The sequence below is a fragment of the Capnocytophaga haemolytica genome, assembly GCF_001553545.1.
GTDB classification, from domain to species: Bacteria; Bacteroidota; Bacteroidia; order Flavobacteriales; family Flavobacteriaceae; genus Capnocytophaga; species Capnocytophaga haemolytica.
In genome coordinates, this window is record NZ_CP014227.1 from 2,084,906 (window position 1) to 2,100,004 (window position 15,099).

General features: G+C 43.6%; 13 protein-coding genes. 4 read left to right on the forward strand and 9 right to left on the reverse strand.

What is annotated here, in order from left to right:
- Positions 1-32 precede the first annotated feature (32 nt).
- Together AXF12_RS09380 and AXF12_RS11930 are read left to right on the forward strand one after the other, a co-directional pair.
- Positions 33-1,487: a class I SAM-dependent DNA methyltransferase gene (locus AXF12_RS09380; protein WP_231909909.1), complete on the forward strand. Its 1,455-nt coding sequence runs from the start codon at positions 33-35 to the stop codon at positions 1,485-1,487.
- Complete coding sequence (locus tag AXF12_RS11930) at positions 1,484-2,830, forward strand: restriction endonuclease subunit S (protein WP_082752988.1); 1,347 nt, start codon at positions 1,484-1,486, stop codon at positions 2,828-2,830. The genes AXF12_RS09380 and AXF12_RS11930 overlap by 4 nt, the downstream gene beginning before the upstream one ends.
- Here the strand turns inward: AXF12_RS11930 and AXF12_RS09390 are convergent.
- Complete coding sequence (locus tag AXF12_RS09390; protein WP_145955117.1) at positions 2,819-4,018, reverse strand: restriction endonuclease subunit S; 1,200 nt, start codon at positions 4,016-4,018, stop codon at positions 2,819-2,821. The two genes, AXF12_RS11930 and AXF12_RS09390, sit on opposite strands and share 12 nt — an antisense overlap.
- Before the next feature lie 144 nt (positions 4,019-4,162).
- Here AXF12_RS09390 and AXF12_RS09395 point away from each other — a divergent pair, with 144 nt between their 5' ends.
- Positions 4,163-4,966: a tyrosine-type recombinase/integrase gene (locus tag AXF12_RS09395; protein WP_066430562.1), complete on the forward strand. Its 804-nt coding sequence runs from the start codon at positions 4,163-4,165 to the stop codon at positions 4,964-4,966.
- Between the two features lie 68 nt (positions 4,967-5,034).
- Here the strand turns inward: AXF12_RS09395 and AXF12_RS09400 are convergent, their stop codons facing one another.
- The 7 genes from AXF12_RS09400 to AXF12_RS09430 all read right to left on the reverse strand — a co-directional run bounded on the left by AXF12_RS09400 (position 5,035) and on the right by AXF12_RS09430 (position 12,602).
- The gene (locus AXF12_RS09400) at positions 5,035-7,542 is read right to left on the reverse strand and encodes a DUF4982 domain-containing protein (protein WP_066430563.1); all 2,508 of its coding nucleotides are present in this window, start codon (positions 7,540-7,542) and stop codon (positions 5,035-5,037) included.
- Between the two features lie 75 nt (positions 7,543-7,617).
- The gene (locus AXF12_RS09405; RefSeq protein WP_066430564.1) at positions 7,618-7,884 is read right to left on the reverse strand and encodes a hypothetical protein; all 267 of its coding nucleotides are present in this window, start codon (positions 7,882-7,884) and stop codon (positions 7,618-7,620) included.
- An 8-nt stretch (positions 7,885-7,892) separates the two neighbouring features.
- Positions 7,893-8,624, reverse strand: coding sequence for an SIMPL domain-containing protein (locus AXF12_RS09410; RefSeq protein ID WP_066430565.1), 732 nt, complete (start codon positions 8,622-8,624; stop codon positions 7,893-7,895).
- Positions 8,625-8,695: 71 nt separating this feature from the next.
- A complete protein-coding gene (locus AXF12_RS09415; protein ID WP_082752989.1) occupies positions 8,696-9,586 on the reverse strand; it encodes a WG repeat-containing protein in 891 nt (296 codons plus the stop codon).
- Between the two features lie 27 nt (positions 9,587-9,613).
- A complete protein-coding gene (locus tag AXF12_RS09420; protein WP_066430570.1) occupies positions 9,614-10,528 on the reverse strand; it encodes a WG repeat-containing protein in 915 nt (304 codons plus the stop codon).
- Positions 10,515-10,907 (reverse strand): hypothetical protein, encoded by a 393-nt coding sequence (locus tag AXF12_RS12325; protein WP_066430571.1) that lies wholly within the window; start codon positions 10,905-10,907, stop codon positions 10,515-10,517. The genes AXF12_RS09420 and AXF12_RS12325 overlap by 14 nt, the downstream gene beginning before the upstream one ends.
- Before the next feature lie 39 nt (positions 10,908-10,946).
- Entirely contained in the window at positions 10,947-12,602 is a 1,656-nt protein-coding gene (locus AXF12_RS09430; protein ID WP_066430572.1) for an Ig-like domain-containing domain, read from the reverse strand.
- A gap of 244 nt (positions 12,603-12,846) precedes the next feature.
- On the opposite strand from AXF12_RS09430, the gene rlmB reads away from it, so the two are divergent.
- On the forward strand, positions 12,847-13,587 hold the full coding sequence (gene rlmB / locus AXF12_RS09435) for a 23S rRNA (guanosine(2251)-2'-O)-methyltransferase RlmB (protein ID WP_066430575.1): 741 nt from the start codon (positions 12,847-12,849) through the stop codon (positions 13,585-13,587).
- Positions 13,588-13,761: 174 nt separating this feature from the next.
- Here rlmB and AXF12_RS09440 read toward each other — a convergent pair whose 3' ends face one another.
- The gene (locus tag AXF12_RS09440) at positions 13,762-14,715 is read right to left on the reverse strand and encodes a DUF438 domain-containing protein (protein WP_066430576.1); all 954 of its coding nucleotides are present in this window, start codon (positions 14,713-14,715) and stop codon (positions 13,762-13,764) included.
- Positions 14,716-15,099: the final 384 nt, after the last annotated feature.

The following is a 15,099-nucleotide window of genomic DNA, read 5'->3' on the forward strand; positions in this document are numbered from 1 at the left end:
GTATAGGAGCAATAAATCAAAAAATATGGTCAATGGCGACCTATTTAATGGGAGATGGCATCTCAAATAGTGATTATCTTGAGCAATTAACCTATTTGCTATTCTTAAAAATGGCAGATGAGTATGGCAAAAACCCTAATAAGCGAATTGAAATCCCTGATGATTGCAAGTGGGAGACGCTGACCTCAAGGAGTGGAGATGATCTTTTTAAGCAGTATCGCTATATACTTGATACACTTGCCCAGCAGAAAGGCACCTTACAGCAAATCTATGCAGGGGCGCAAAACAAGATCAGTACACCAGCAATGCTTGCTAAGGTCATTGAGATGGTAGATAAAGAAAACTGGTCAGAGCTCTCCACTGATGTAAAAGGAGATATCTATGAGGGCTTATTAGCCAAAATAGCAGAGGACACACGTACAGGGGCAGGGCAGTATTTTACACCCCGCGCGCTGATTAAAACCATTGTAAAATGTGTGCAACCTAAGGCAGGGAAAACCATTGCCGACCCTTGTTGTGGCAGTGGCGGTTTCCTACTTGCTGCTAAGGATTTTATAGAGCAAAACGAAGGCAAGAACTTAGACCGTGACCAGAAAGAGTTTTTGAAATTCAAGACCTTTAGAGGCTGGGAGATCGTTCCAAGCACTTATCGTTTGTGTCTAATGAATTTATTTCTCCACAACATTAGCGATTTTAATGGGGTACCACCCATTGTTCGTAATGACGCCCTCCTCTCTGACCCTAAAGAACGCTTTGATTATGTACTTACCAATCCCCCTTTCGGTAGAAAATCGGCGCTAACTTTTACAAATGAAGAAGGCAAGGTTGAAAAAGAAGAACTCACCTATAAAAGGCAAGATTTTTTTACAACTACTTCTAATAAACAGCTAAATTTTGTACAGCATATCCATACCTTATTAAAAGTTGGAGGAACTGCTGCTGTGGTCTTGCCCGACAACGTGCTATTTGAAGGTGGTGCAGGTGAGATTATCCGTAAGAAATTACTGCTAACAACTGATTTACATACCATACTGAGGTTGCCAACAGGTATTTTCTATGCCAATGGGGTAAAGGCAAATGTACTTTTCTTCCAAAATAAAGAAGCAAGTCCTAATTATCACACAAAGGAGATTTGGTTTTATGACTATCGTACCAATGTAACCCATACACTCAAACGCGACCCATTAAAAGAAGAAGATTTAGCCGACTTCGTAAAATGCTATAATCCTGAAAACCGATTTCAACGCACCGAAACCTATCACCCTGAGACCAACCCCAATGGGCGTTGGCGTAAGTTCACCGTAGAAGAACTCTTAGCGCGTGATAAAACCAGCCTCGACATCAGTTGGATACGCGAAGAAGATGAGGATGCCAACCGCCCCCTCTCTGAGCTAATGGCAGAACTGAGGGAGCGTAGTGAGCGTATCGCAAAGGCAGTCGGTGAGCTGCAAGGGTTATTAACAAATATCAATGAAGCAACAGAATGAATACCAAACAATTAAAACAAAAAATACTGTCGCTTGCCATCAGTGGACAGTTAGTACCCCAAGACCCCACCGATGAGCCTGCCAGCGAGCTACTCAAACGTATCGCTGCTGAGAAAACCGCCAACGTCCCAAAAGGTAAAAAGCAAAAAATAACTAAGGATACGTCTCATTATCAGCAGTACCCCCCTTTTGAGCTGCCTAAGGGGTGGGTGTGGTGTAAGTTAGGGGAGGTATTTAATAATATGGTAAGTACTAAGCCTAAAACCAATCCTTTTAAGTATATTGACATTAATTCTATTGATAATAAAAAGTGTAAGATTAATGAGGTGAAAATAATTAATATAGAAGACGCCCCAAGCCGTGCCACAAGGCACACTGAAACTGGAGATATACTATTCTCTATGGTTCGTCCTTATTTACGTAATATAGCCTTGGTTGAAGAGGAAGATTGCATTGCTTCAACAGGTTTCTTTATCTGTAAGCCTAATTTGGCTATGGATTCAAAATATTGTTATTATTTAATGACATCTGATTATGTAGTAATGGGCTTAAATGCTTTTATGAAAGGGGATAATTCTCCTTCTATTAATAATTCAAATATTACTTCTTTCTTATTTCCTCTTCCACCTCTTGCTGAGCAAGGACGTATCACCCAAGAAGTAGATCGTTTATTTACTTTAATAGACCAACTTGAAGAGGACAAAACCGCTTTACAGCAGTTAGTAACTCAACTGAAAAGTAAAATACTAAACCTTGCTATACGTGGGCAATTAGTGCCACAAGACGTTAATGAGACACCCGCAGAAGAGCTGTTAAAGCAGATAAACCCTGAGTATAAAAGTAGTGGTAATTTGCATTATAAGAACTTGCCGAAGGGGTGGGAAGTTATCCCCGTCAAAATGGTATGCAAATTAAAAGATGGCGAAAAGAAGGAAAATGTAAAATTACCTTATCTTGATGTTAAATATTTTAGAGGAAAAGCAACAAGCACTATTAAAGAAAATGGTAAATATATCCCCAAAAACACAACGCTTATCTTAGTTGATGGTGAGAACTCTGGAGAAATATTTTATGCCTCAGCCGAAGGATACCAAGGTAGTACTATGAAGATACTTGAAATTGAGCCTATTGTAGATAGAGCGTATATACTACATTTTATAAAATCATACCAGAAAGAATTAAAAGAAAATAAAGTAGGGTCTGCTATTCCTCACCTTAATAAGAAACTATTTGGTGAATTACAATTACCTTTACCTCCTTTTGTTGAGCAGCAGCGCATTGTAGAACGAGTTGAAAAACTTTTTAAACAGTTAGATGCTATTCAAAACGCCTTAGCTATTTAAGGCGTTTTGAATGGTATCAATAATATTGAATAACTCTGTAATTTTCTCTGATATACGCTGTTGTTCTGCTAATGGAGGAAGCAATATATCGATTTCATTTAAATTACGAGTATTTAAGTTAGCTATATTTGTTGTTTGAGAAGCTATTTTTGAAAAATATCCTTCTAAAAATAGTGTACGTAATACAATATACAGATATTCAGAATGAATTCCTTTAGCTCTTAAAGCCATTATAAAACCACCAAAAGACATAGGTTTATCCAACTCTCTAACAAAAGAAACTTTACCCACTAATTCTCTTGAATTAGCAGTAGACATCATAACATCACCTATTTGAATATACTTCCTTTTATTTCCTTTCAAATAAGATTCATCAATATACCACAAGTCTTCTATGTCTAATAGCTCTTGTACATTAGCCGTTCGTAAACAGGCTATTGTTCCTTCTTCAAACTGAAATTTTTTGGCACTTGAAGGAAATGTTATACCTCGTTCTGCTTCACACACCTCCCCTAACTTACACATCGCCCACCCCTTCGGCAAGTTCTTATAATGCAAATTACCACTACTTTTATACTCAGGGTTTATCTGCTTTAATAGCTCCTCTGCAGGGGTATCATTAGCGTCTTGTGCCACTAATTGCCCGTGTATAGCAAGGCTTAGTATCTTACTTTTAAGCTGGGTTATTAATTGCTGTAAAGCGGTTTTGTCTTCTTCAAGTTGATCTATAAGGGTAAAGAGTTTATCAACTTCTGCGACAATACGCTGTTGTTCAGCAAGAGGTGGAAGGGGAATATTTAAAGAAGAAATAATGGCACTACTTATATTGGGCTGAGCACCTCCATATGCTAATTCCAAAATATAATCTTTCTGACTCATTAGACAATAGTCTCTATATTGATTATTGATAAGTTTTTCATTTTTAATCCTTATGTTCCCAACACGTTGATTAAGGTAGGCAATCTCTTCATTTTCATATATACCCATTTTACCTGTCGTAGCTCCTGACATTGCGATTAATAAATCTCCTCTTTTCACAATAAACTGTTCATTAACTGTTTTATCAATATATATGGTATTAGTAAGAGATATTTTTCCTTCTTGTATATTTGAGATCCTTATTAAAGGAATTCCATTTTCTTTGTAATCTTGACTTTTAAAAGCATATCCGTTCTCTACATCGCACACCTCCCCTAACTTACACCACACCCACCCCTTAGGCAGCTCAAAAGGGGGGTACTGCTGATAATGAGACGTATCAACAGCATTTCTACTTTCTAATTCCTAACTTCTAATTTCCTATCTTGTGCCTTATTTAAAAATTATTTAAAGATGTTAGATTCATTTAAGAAATTCCTGCAAGGGCAGGAGCTCTCTGAGAGTACACAGCGGTCGTACCTCTTTTCAGTACAGTATTTTAAGACACATTACAAGGCACTTAACCGAAAAAACCTCTTGGCTTACAAGGGTTATTTGGTGGAACACTTTAAGCCGCAAACGGTCAATCTGCGCTTGCAAGCACTCAACAAGTATTTAGAGTTTCAAGGGAAAGACACCCTAAAACTCAAGTTCGTAAAGGTGCAGCAAAAGAACTTTTTAGAAAATGTCATCTCCAATGCCGACTACGAGTTCTTAAAGGCACAGCTAAAAGCCGATGGACACACCTATTGGCATTTTGTGATATGGTTCTTAACTGCTACAGGGGCGCGTGTGAGTGAGCTATTACAACTCAAAGTAGAGCACGTCCTCGCGGGGCACCTCGATATCTATAGCAAAGGGGGTAAAGTACGGCGGCTCTATATTCCTGTAACTTTGCAAAAAGAAGCTAAGGTGTGGCTCAGTGAATGTGGGCGCAGTTCAGGCTATCTCTTCCTCAATCGTTTTGGCAAACGCATTAGTCCGCGTGGCATTACTCACCAGCTCAAGCATTTTGCCCAAAAGTACGGCATACCCACCGAGGTGGTCTATCCTCATTCATTTAGGCATCGCTTTGCTAAAAACTTCTTAGAGAGCCTTAGCGACATCGCTCTCCTTGCCGACCTTATGGGGCACGAGAGCATTGAGACCACCCGTATCTATCTCCGCCGCACCGCTACCGAACAACGTCAAATCGTAGATGAAGTGATTGTATGGTAAAGACACAAAAGAAAGGCTGTCCGACTTTTGGACAGCCTCTTTTCTTATTTCTTTTTACTGATTACTTATTATTGTACATTCATCACTATCTCCGCACTTTTTAGCCCTTCTGACTTGGCTTTGAGCACTACCTTACCTGCCTGCTCAGCTGCCTGCACTATCGCTACGGCTTTACCGCTAAAAAGGTGCATCTGTGGCAGATGGAACACATCCGTACAGGTAGCATCGCCATTAGCCCCCGCGCGGTAAGTACCTGCCCCGCTTACCTCAAAATGTACTAAATCCTTAGGGGTTGGACACACATTGCCTTTCTTATCCACCACCTCCACAGTGATAAACGCCAAATCCTTACCATCAGCTTTTAGTTGCGTTCTATCGGCGGTAAGGCGCAGCGCATAAGGCTTGCCTGCGGTATGTATCTCCGTAGTGGCTACCTTCTTGCCTTTCTCGTCATAAGCTACTGCTTTTACGGTACCTGGCTTATATTTCGTATCCATCCACATCAGGCGATAACGCTTCTGTCGCTCAAAGCTCTTTTTAGCCGCTTCGCTGTCGCTGCCTGCTATCTTCACATTCGTATCCTTGCTGCGCTTGCCTTGACTTTTGCCGTTGATAAACAGCTCTACCATAGGGTAATTGCTGTATACAAACACAGGGGTAGTCTCGCCCTCGCGTCCTTCCCAATTCCAATGTGGAAGGATATGCAACGTCTCCTTGTCCTTATTCCAACGCGAGCGGTATAGATAGAAGCGGTCTTTGGGCAGCCCTGCTAAGTCCACCGCACCAAAATAAGAGCTATGTGCTGGCCACTCCACATAGTAAGGCGTAGGCTCGCCGAGGTAGTCAAAGCCTGTCCACACAAATTCACCCAACATATAGGGGAGGTCATCTTGGTGCACCCAGTCGTCTTCGGGTAGGTTCGACCAACCGCAGTGCTCTACATCGTACGAGCTGGTCTGCTGGTCGTCATACTTCGGCATCGACTTGCGCTCCACAGGAAACTTATACACCCCGCGCGAACTCAGTGTTGAGGCGGTCTCGCTGCCCAAAAGCAACTGCTGTGGCAAACGCTTATACGCCTCTTCATACTTAAACGGACGATAGTTAAAGCCTGCTACCTGCATCGTAGCTGCCATATTGTTCTTCATCACATCATCAGGTCTGTCCATACCATTGCACACAGGGCGCGTAGTGTCATACTTTTTAACAATATCCTGCAAGTAGCGCGCCACCTGCGAGCCGCTTTCTACGCTCTGCTCCTCTACCTCATTGCCAATAAACCATAGCACCACTGAGGGGTCATTACGGTAGTGCTTTACGAGGTTTCTCAGGTCTTCCTTTGCCCAATCCTTAAAGTACAAGTGATAGCCATTATCCACCTTAGGGATTGCCCACTCGTCAAAGCTCTCCACAGCAAGCATCATACCCATCTCGTTGGCAATGCGTACATACTCAGGGGCAGGCATATTGTGCGAGGTGCGTATGGCATTTGCCCCCATATCCTGCATTATCTTTATCTGCCGGCGTATTGCAGCCTCGTTTACCGCTGCCCCCAGCGGACCCAAATCGTGGTGCAAACACACCCCCTTAAACTGTATCTTTCGCCCATTGAGATACAACCCATCATTAGGTCTTAGCTCAATGGAACGTATCCCAAAAGTAGTGGTAACCCTATCCCTCACCTTATCCTCTTCAAGGATAATGCTCACTGCCTTGTAGAGGTTAGGCTTACCAACATCCCAAAGCGCAGGCTTATCGACTATAAGCTCTTGCTCTACGCCCTCTATGCTATACTCATCAAGGGATTTCTCCCCAGAGACTATCCGCTTCCCATCGGGGGCATAAATCTCAGTGCGAACCTTTATAGGCGTATTCTTTATATTTTTTGGATTGGTTACAAAAGAAGGCGTAAGTTCCACCTCCGTCTTTACCTTCACCTTAGCAAACTCTTTATTAACCTCAGGGGTAGTAATCTGCACCCCCCATATCGGTACATAGGTATCGTTCTTTACGATGATATGCACATTGCGGTAAAGCCCTGCACCAGGGTACCAACGCGATTGTTGGGTGAGATTCTCCAAGCGTACCGCCAGCGTATTATCACCTTGCTTTATAAAAGGGGTAATCTCCAAAAAGAAAGTATTGTAGCCATTATGCCACTCGCCAGCCCTCTGCCCATTGACGTATACCACGGGGTTGCTCATAGCCCCGTCAAACTGTACAAATACACTCTTACCCGAGCCCGCCTCAAAGTCGTCTACCTTAAAGTGCGTGCGATACCAGCCTACCCCTACAAAAGGCAAGCCCCCCGTACGCCCCGAATGCGCAATCGGAGCCACCTGCCCATCTTGCTTGATAGCCGTACGCTGCACATCGTTCTCAATATCAAACGGACCATAAATAGCCCAATCGTGGGGCACTGTTACGCTCTGCCAACTACTGTCGTCAAATGTCGCAGCAGCAAAGTCTGCCTTATCCTCACGTGTAAAACGCCAACCCTTTTCAAGAGTCTGCTCACTCTGGGCAAAGCCACACAGAGCCGCCCCTAATAGTACTGTGGTTAATAATCTCTTCATCTTCAAAATATTCAAAATTCGATGGCGCAAAAGTACAACTATTTACTGAGCTGTGCAAACTCTTTCGAGTAAAAATCAAAGGAAGAAAAATGCTATAGACAGTACCCATAGTACTATAAAAGCAAATAGCCTCACACCTTTGGATTCCTTATACAGAAAAGCCACCTCAAGAATTAAATAGAGCACCCCTGCAATAAATGTCGCTATGGCTCCTATATAACCGATGAGAACACTATTCATAGTATCTAACAGTACGCCTACCAAAAAGATAAGCAAACATAACCCTACAAGCAGCACAAAATGCTTGATAAATAGCATTAAACGATTCTTATTCTCTGCCATATTAAAAATTATCTGACTTTGTATTCTAATTTTATGGTAATGCTCGCCACCTTCTCTTTTGAAGATGTATTAAAAGTACCTCCATACGAATATTCCTCATCAGAGTAAGGAGCTGTAATCTGTATGATTCCCGTAGTGGCTTTGGTAAGCCGCCCCAAACGACCTCCTGAGTTCTGTGCAATCTTCTCCGCCCGAATACGGGCATCTTCGGTTGCTTTGGCGATAATCTCGTGTTTGAGTTCTGCTAACCGAGTATAGTAATAGCGTGGAGAGAGCGAAGTAAATTCTATTCCTTGGTTGATAATCTCACTGATATTGCGCGATACTGCCTCTATTTTGGCAATATCCTTACTCTCCAATGATACTGATTGCTCTAAAACGAAACCCATAAATCTCTGTGAGTAATGCCCCTCGTCATCACGTTCTGATTGATAATTACGAGAGATATCCACCGCCGAAAAAACGATTTCCTCTTTCTTAAGACCTTGTGATAGCAAGTAGCCCTCCACCACTTTCCTATCTCGTTCCAATGCCTCATACGCCTGCTTCAAGTCTTTATCTTGACGTGCAAAACGCCCATTCCACACCACAAGATCTGAGGTAAACTCCTTGCTGCCCAAGCCCGTAACAGTAATTGTACGAGTGTCCTCATTGCGATTAATCACCGCATTGGCAATAAGATAAGTAGCCAGCACGCCGCCTATCACTGCAATTATTGCTATAATAATCCTTCTATCCATACCTAAAATAAATATTCACAACTGCAAATCTACGATTATTTACTTACGCCTGCAAGTCTATAAGCCACTATTTATTCCTCACCTATCTTGTAATGCTCTTTCTCCCCCCCTCGTTTCAAAACATATTTACCCTTATGCTGCCTGCGTACCTCATCGTAAACAAAAGGTTTTAACTCATCGCCTGCTTTATCCAAAAGACCAAAATACCCGCCTTTCTTTGCGAGAAATACACCATCTTCCCCCACATAAAACAGCTCGTTATACATTATAGGGATCACCTCCTGCCCTACCTCACTGACAGCTCCCCACAGTTTATTGTTCTCCACTAAAGCCACGCCATCAGAAAACACACTGATATAGTGGTACATCGGCGATAGCAATACCTCATCTCCCTTCTTTACTCCATAGCGATTGCCCTCCACATAAGGGTAGGGCAGCGTAGCCCTAAGTTTATCCATCTTAGGATGCACAAAAGTAGGCTCGTAAGCACTTTGCATCTGGGCAATCAAAAAGAAAGTAGTCGTGTACACAAATGGCTTTACCAACAGATTGCCCTCCTCATCAAGCCCTATACGCACCTTATCTACGTCGTAATACAGGAAAATAGGCAACAAAGGCACTAACGACCAATGGTAGGTATACTGCCAATAATTCTTTTTCTTCTTGCCTTTTAGGAATATCGTATGTTCACGTATCCCCGTATCCGAAGGCTCTTTGTAGGTAACGTAAAGTGAATCGCCTTTAAGGGTTAGCGCAAACTCCGCAGGAGGATACAACCCTCCTTTGTACTCCTTATCCAATACCCAAAAAGGCATTCCCAACGCTTGCTTCTCATCATTGGCATAAGTAGTGTATACACCATTAAAGGCACTCCAATCAGGGTCTTTTGCAAACTGAGGTGTCTTACAACTCCACAATAGCAATCCTGCTAAAAAGAGTAATAGTAATCGTCTCGTTTTCATTATATTTCAGTTAAATGGTTATTGTCTTTAATCCTTTATCTTTTGCCTTGTGCTGAGGTCTGGCTCATAGAGTATCCCTTTTAACCATATAGCATTCTTGTGATGTGTATCTTCCAAAATCAGGTTGCCAAAGAAGGTTTTAGGGGTCGCAATCGCTTTGTATTGATAGCCTTCAGCATCCACAAAACAAGCCTCTTCACCTTGGTATGCCAACCAATATTTTCTAAGCCCTCCTACGCGATTATAGTAGCTTTCACCCTTTTGCTCAAAACGCGTAAACACTGCTGGTATAAAGCCATCGCGCCGCCCCTCTTGCTGAAAGTAACGCCCTTCTTTCCCATCTTTTTTCAGCGAGAAATAAGCCCAACCTAATTGCGTTATCTCATCGTAAATCGGAGGTAAAATCTCGCCTCCTTCTTTGTTTAATATACCCCACTTGTTACCCTTCTTCACTAAAAATATAGGGGTAATTACACCACCATCGCATAGCCATTGCACCTTCTCATAAGCAAAAGGCAGCTTCTCTCGTTCCTTTTCATCAATCACACCCCACAAACTATCTTTCTTGGCTAAAAAGGCGTGCTCATCGCTATAGCTATAGAGGGCATCATATCTCGGTGGTATCAGCACCTCTCCTTTTTCATTGATAGTGCCCCATTTATTATTTTGCTCCATCAGGGCAAAGCCATTTATGAAAGCACCAATATACTGATATTTAGGAGGAGCTACCACCTCTTGACCATTCTTAATCCCATAACGCTCGCCTTCTGTAAAAGGATAGGTAATCTCCTTTTGCAGCTTATCTTTCTTCTGATATATGGAGATAATATTTCCTGAATGTCCATCGCTAAGAATAAGAATAGCTCCTTCCCTATCGTAATAATTATTGACCAATAAATCACCATTCTCATCAAGTCCAATCCTCAATTTATCTATATCCACATAAAGAAAAAGGGGGATAGAAGGGATATACCTTACAGCTGAGGTAGTACTTCCACCACCTGCGTTTTTTCTTTCCTTTAAACACAGCTGTCGTATCCTGCAACACCCCTTCGCGCAGCTGTTTATAGCTCACAAAGAGGGAATCGCCTCGCAATGCCAAGTTAAACTCTGTAGGTCGCTGTGTGTTAGGCGACTCATTATAGTATTTACGGGGCAACAAATCAAAATAATGCTGCTGCGGTTCGTCTTTATTCACCGCATAAGCGTAATACGTCCCGTTAAGGACGCTCCAATCGGGGTGCTTTGCAAAGCGAGGTGCCTTACAACTCCACAGTAGTAACCCTGTGAGCAAAAAGAATAATAGCCGCATCGTTTTCATTGGTATTTTGGTTTATATCATTCGGTAAGTATCACAGTGCTAACTCCCCTCAGTATAGCTCACCTGCCAGGTCTCCTCTACTTCCCAATTGGCACGCAGCTCTACCAAATCCTTAAAGTACCACACGCGCTCGGGTTGTCGCTGTTGGAGGAAGTCGCCCGTATCCCACTGCTTATTGGCATTCCTATCCTCAATAAGCCGCAGTCGGTACTTGGCAGGCAGCACATCCTTAAAGAGATATAGCACCTCGGGCTTCTCAGCATAAAGCTCACGCGCCACCTCCGTGCCCTTCTCATTGGTCAGCTGCACTATCACAGGGAAACGCACTTTCTCAGCCGTGAGTTTGAGCTTAAAGATCGCCAAATCCTCCTCCTTCTTAGTCGATGCCGATACTTTCAGCGTGTCGTTCGTATTGCCAAAGAAATCCGTCAGTGCCTTGGGCAATGCCTCTACGCGGTAGCTCTCGCCGTGCTGCTTCTCAAAGGCGAGCCTCAGCTCTAATCCCTCTTTCTCTAAGGACGCCTTAAAAGGGATAGGTATCGAGTCCTTCCCCTTGAAAATCTTTATCTTACTCGCATCCGTTGCCACAATGGGGATATTGCTCTTAAAGGCAAAATCTCGCTCCATAGGCAGGTCGCCTGAGTAGGCTGCCGACACCTGCAAACTGTCGAGCTTCTTCAGTTCCTTCAGCCGCACTTTAAAGGTATCTATCTTCTGCTGATGCGCCACTGTAAACAGCACAGAATCTTTCTGTTTGGGGCTATACCACAGGTTTAGCGTATCCTTCTTAGGGTCTTTGGAAAGGGTATACTTAAAGTCGGCACTCACCTTGCTGATGGGCTTAATCACCACACTGTCCGCCTTGCCTTCAAAGCCAAACTCAATGCGGTTATCCGCCACCTGCGTAGGGCGATGCGCCTTGTAAGGGGGCACCTCCTTGAAAAGCCGCAAGCGATACACAGGGCTCATACTGTCCTTGAGATGCGCCACCGTGATCGGCTCTTTGAGGAAAGCGATCTTATCCTCTTTGGGGTTGAAAAGGTAATTGCCGTTCTTGTCTTTCAGGGCTATGAGCTTGTACTTGCCTTCCTTTAAAAAGTCAAAATCGAACTCGTAGAGGCTGTCGAGCGTATTGGTAACATACTTAGGTTTTTGCTTGTACACAAGCGAGTCGTTGTACTGCTCGTTGTAGTCGTAGAGCATCACCGTAACGAAGTGATCTGCTTCGGGGGCAATAGCGTCCTCCACATCGCCCTCTACCCACAGCGAATCCAAGTACGAACCCGTGGAGAATACGTACATAAAGTCGTTATAAGGATTTCCCTCGTTGTAATCTTGAATGCTATTGCCGAAGTTCATCACATAGGTAGTGTTGGGCTTTAGCGTATCCACAATAGTGATCTCCAACCACTTCGAAGCCGAAGTAGGTGTGATAATCGGAAAGGTCTCCATCGGTGGCGAGATGATGAGCTGCTTGCGCACATCCTTGGTTACGACAAACTCGTCGAACTGCAAGCGTATCTTCTTCGCCTTAAAATTCAGCTGACCCGACTTTGGCGTAGCATGTAGCAACACAGGTGCTGTGGTATCCTTCGGACCTCCCGTAGGTGAGCCCCTTCTGGCACATTGCCACAGCAGAAGCGAGAGCACCATAAGCCCTATGACAATGCGGTATTTTTTTATCGTCTCAATCATAGCCGCAAAAGTATAACAATATTTACAAACCGCCAAATATTTTTTTAATGAGCAGGGATTAGGGATTAGTAATCAGTGTACAGTGATCAGTGTACAGTGAATAGTGAACAGTAATTAGTAATTAATGTTTTCTCTACTCTCTGCTCTTCACTATTCACTGTTCACTGTTCACTAATAAAAAACTATCCATTATCCATTATTCATTATCCATTAATTCGTATCTTTGCCGCAAAAAAGAATTTATATGCAAGAAACCTATCAAATATACGGCATCAGAGCCCTCATTGAAGCCATCAATGCAGGCAAAACTATTGACAAAGTTTTCCTCCAAAAAGGGCTCAAGGGCGAACTCTTCCACCAGCTACTACCCCTATTGAAAGAACAACAAATCCCCACCTCCTACGTCCCTGTTGAAAAACTCAACCGCCTGACCAAGAAAAACCACCAAGGTGTAGTCGCCAACCTCTCGCCCATCACCTATTACGACTTCGAAAACTTAGTCATCACAGTCATTGAAAGCGGCAAGAACCCCCTCTTCCTCGTCCTTGACCACCTTTCCGACGTGCGCAACTTCGGCGCCATCATCCGCACTGCCGAGTGCACAGGCGTCTCAGGCATCATCATCCCCAAGCGAGGCAGTGCCTCCATCACCGCCGATACCGTCAAAACCTCCGCAGGTGCCGTCTTTAATGTACCGATATGCAAAGTCGATAACCTCATCGACGCCCTCTACTATTTAAAAGGCAGCGGCATCAAAGTACTCGCCGCCACCGAAAAAACCGACACACTCCTCTACCACACCCCAATGCACGACCCCTTAGCCATCATTATGGGCGCTGAGGACACAGGCATTGCCCCCGCCCTACTGAAAATCGCCGATGCCAAAGCTAAACTCCCAATGCTCGGCACCATTAGCTCCCTCAACGTATCGGTAGCCTGCTCACTCTTCCTATACGAAGCCATAAGACAACGAAAATTCCAGTGAACAGTGAACAGAGATCAGAGATGAGGAATGAGAGATCAGAAGTCAGGGGTTAGAAATTAGAAATTAGAAATCAAAAATCAGGGGTCAGAAATCAGTAACTAAGCACTGATTTCTCACCCCTGATCTCTATTCCCTGACCACTGTTCTCTGTTCACTGTTCACTATTCACTCCCCCTAATCCCACTCCAAGAGTCTGCGTTCACCGCTAATCTGCTGAATATCCGTAATATCCTGCGACATCTCAACCACACCCTTGTAATTCTTATCCTTATCACGCACCGCAAAATAACGCACATAAATCAGCCTACCACGGTAGTTAAACCAAAAGTTCGCCTCATTCTGCGTCCCTGCCCTGAACGACTCCACAATGCGAAGCACCGTCCCCACACTCTTCGGCGGGTGACAAAACTTCACCTCCCTACCAATAATCCCCGCACTTCGCGGAAAAACACGCTCCTCGCCTCGGTTGTAAAAAATCACCCTATCGTGCTCATCTACAAACGTAATATCCACAGGCAGCGTCTTCAGCAGCAAATTCACCTGCTCCACCGTCATATACCCCTCATCATAATGCTGTGCCGTTTTGTCAAACTCCACATCCTCACGCACTTGCGTATCCATTGACGGATGCACATACCCCTGTTCACTCGGATACGAAGCAGGCGCCTGCGAAAGCATCCAGCCAATCTCCTCCTCACCTTCACGCATCTTGATCCAATCCTCATCCTCCAAAAGCTCTAACGAACGCGGAAACAATATGTTAGCCTCCACATTCAGCAAGCGCGACAAATTCTCCGCAATATACACTGCATTCGCCTGTGCACTATCCAAATCATTCTCCTCCAAGTTCTTACGCACCAATCGGAAGATATCGCGTATCGTATCGTGAAACGACCACATATTCTGCGAAGGCCCCGTCCAACCACGCTGCTCCAAAAACGGAAACAACTGGTTCTCCTTACGTGCAAAATGCTTCTCCACCGTCGAAAGATGGTTAAAAATATTGTAAAACTTTTGATAATCCGTGTGAGGATCCACACCCATTAGCTCGTCAAGCAAACTGTGAATAAGCTCTGCTTCAAGCAAATACGTATGAACTGGGTGCCCCTCAGGTACATTCTGTTGCATTAGCGTTCTCTTTTAAAGCCGCAAAAGTACAAAAACCATTCCGAACACACAAATAAAAACACCCCTTTCTCTTAAATACCCCAATCGAACACCAATCGGACACGTAACGAACCGACCCCCTTTTCCCTCAGAAAAACACCCCTATTCAATAAAATTATATTTACTAACAAAACCATATTTCAAAGATAAAAACACCACAAAACACCCATTTTTTAGACTGTCAAATTTTAAAGATGGGAGAAGATGTTTCCCAAGTGACTCCCAAGTGACTCCCAAGTGCTTCCCAAGTGTCCCCCATCTTTTCAGTACCCCAACAGAAAAACCTCCCTTAAAAGCCCTACACCCTCGCCCTCCTATCGCTGACAAAAAACACAAAAATAACAC

Bases quoted from the DNA above. Each gene is read 5' to 3' on its own strand.
- AXF12_RS09380 (WP_231909909.1), top strand. From the start codon at position 33: ATGGCGACCTATTTAATGGGAGATGGCATCTCAAATAGTGATTATCTT.
- AXF12_RS11930 (WP_082752988.1), top strand. From the start codon at position 1,484: ATGAATACCAAACAATTAAAACAAAAAATACTGTCGCTTGCCATCAGT.
- AXF12_RS09395 (WP_066430562.1), top strand. From the start codon at position 4,163: ATGTTAGATTCATTTAAGAAATTCCTGCAAGGGCAGGAGCTCTCTGAG.
- AXF12_RS09400 (WP_066430563.1), bottom strand. From the start codon at position 7,542: ATGAAGAGATTATTAACCACAGTACTATTAGGGGCGGCTCTGTGTGGC.
- AXF12_RS09405 (WP_066430564.1), bottom strand. From the start codon at position 7,884: ATGGCAGAGAATAAGAATCGTTTAATGCTATTTATCAAGCATTTTGTG.
- AXF12_RS09410 (WP_066430565.1), bottom strand. From the start codon at position 8,624: ATGGATAGAAGGATTATTATAGCAATAATTGCAGTGATAGGCGGCGTG.
- AXF12_RS09415 (WP_082752989.1), bottom strand. From the start codon at position 9,586: ATGAAAACGAGACGATTACTATTACTCTTTTTAGCAGGATTGCTATTG.
- AXF12_RS12325 (WP_066430571.1), bottom strand. From the start codon at position 10,907: ATGAAAACGATGCGGCTATTATTCTTTTTGCTCACAGGGTTACTACTG.
- AXF12_RS09430 (WP_066430572.1), bottom strand. From the start codon at position 12,602: ATGATTGAGACGATAAAAAAATACCGCATTGTCATAGGGCTTATGGTG.
- rlmB (WP_066430575.1), top strand. From the start codon at position 12,847: ATGCAAGAAACCTATCAAATATACGGCATCAGAGCCCTCATTGAAGCC.
- AXF12_RS09440 (WP_066430576.1), bottom strand. From the start codon at position 14,715: ATGCAACAGAATGTACCTGAGGGGCACCCAGTTCATACGTATTTGCTT.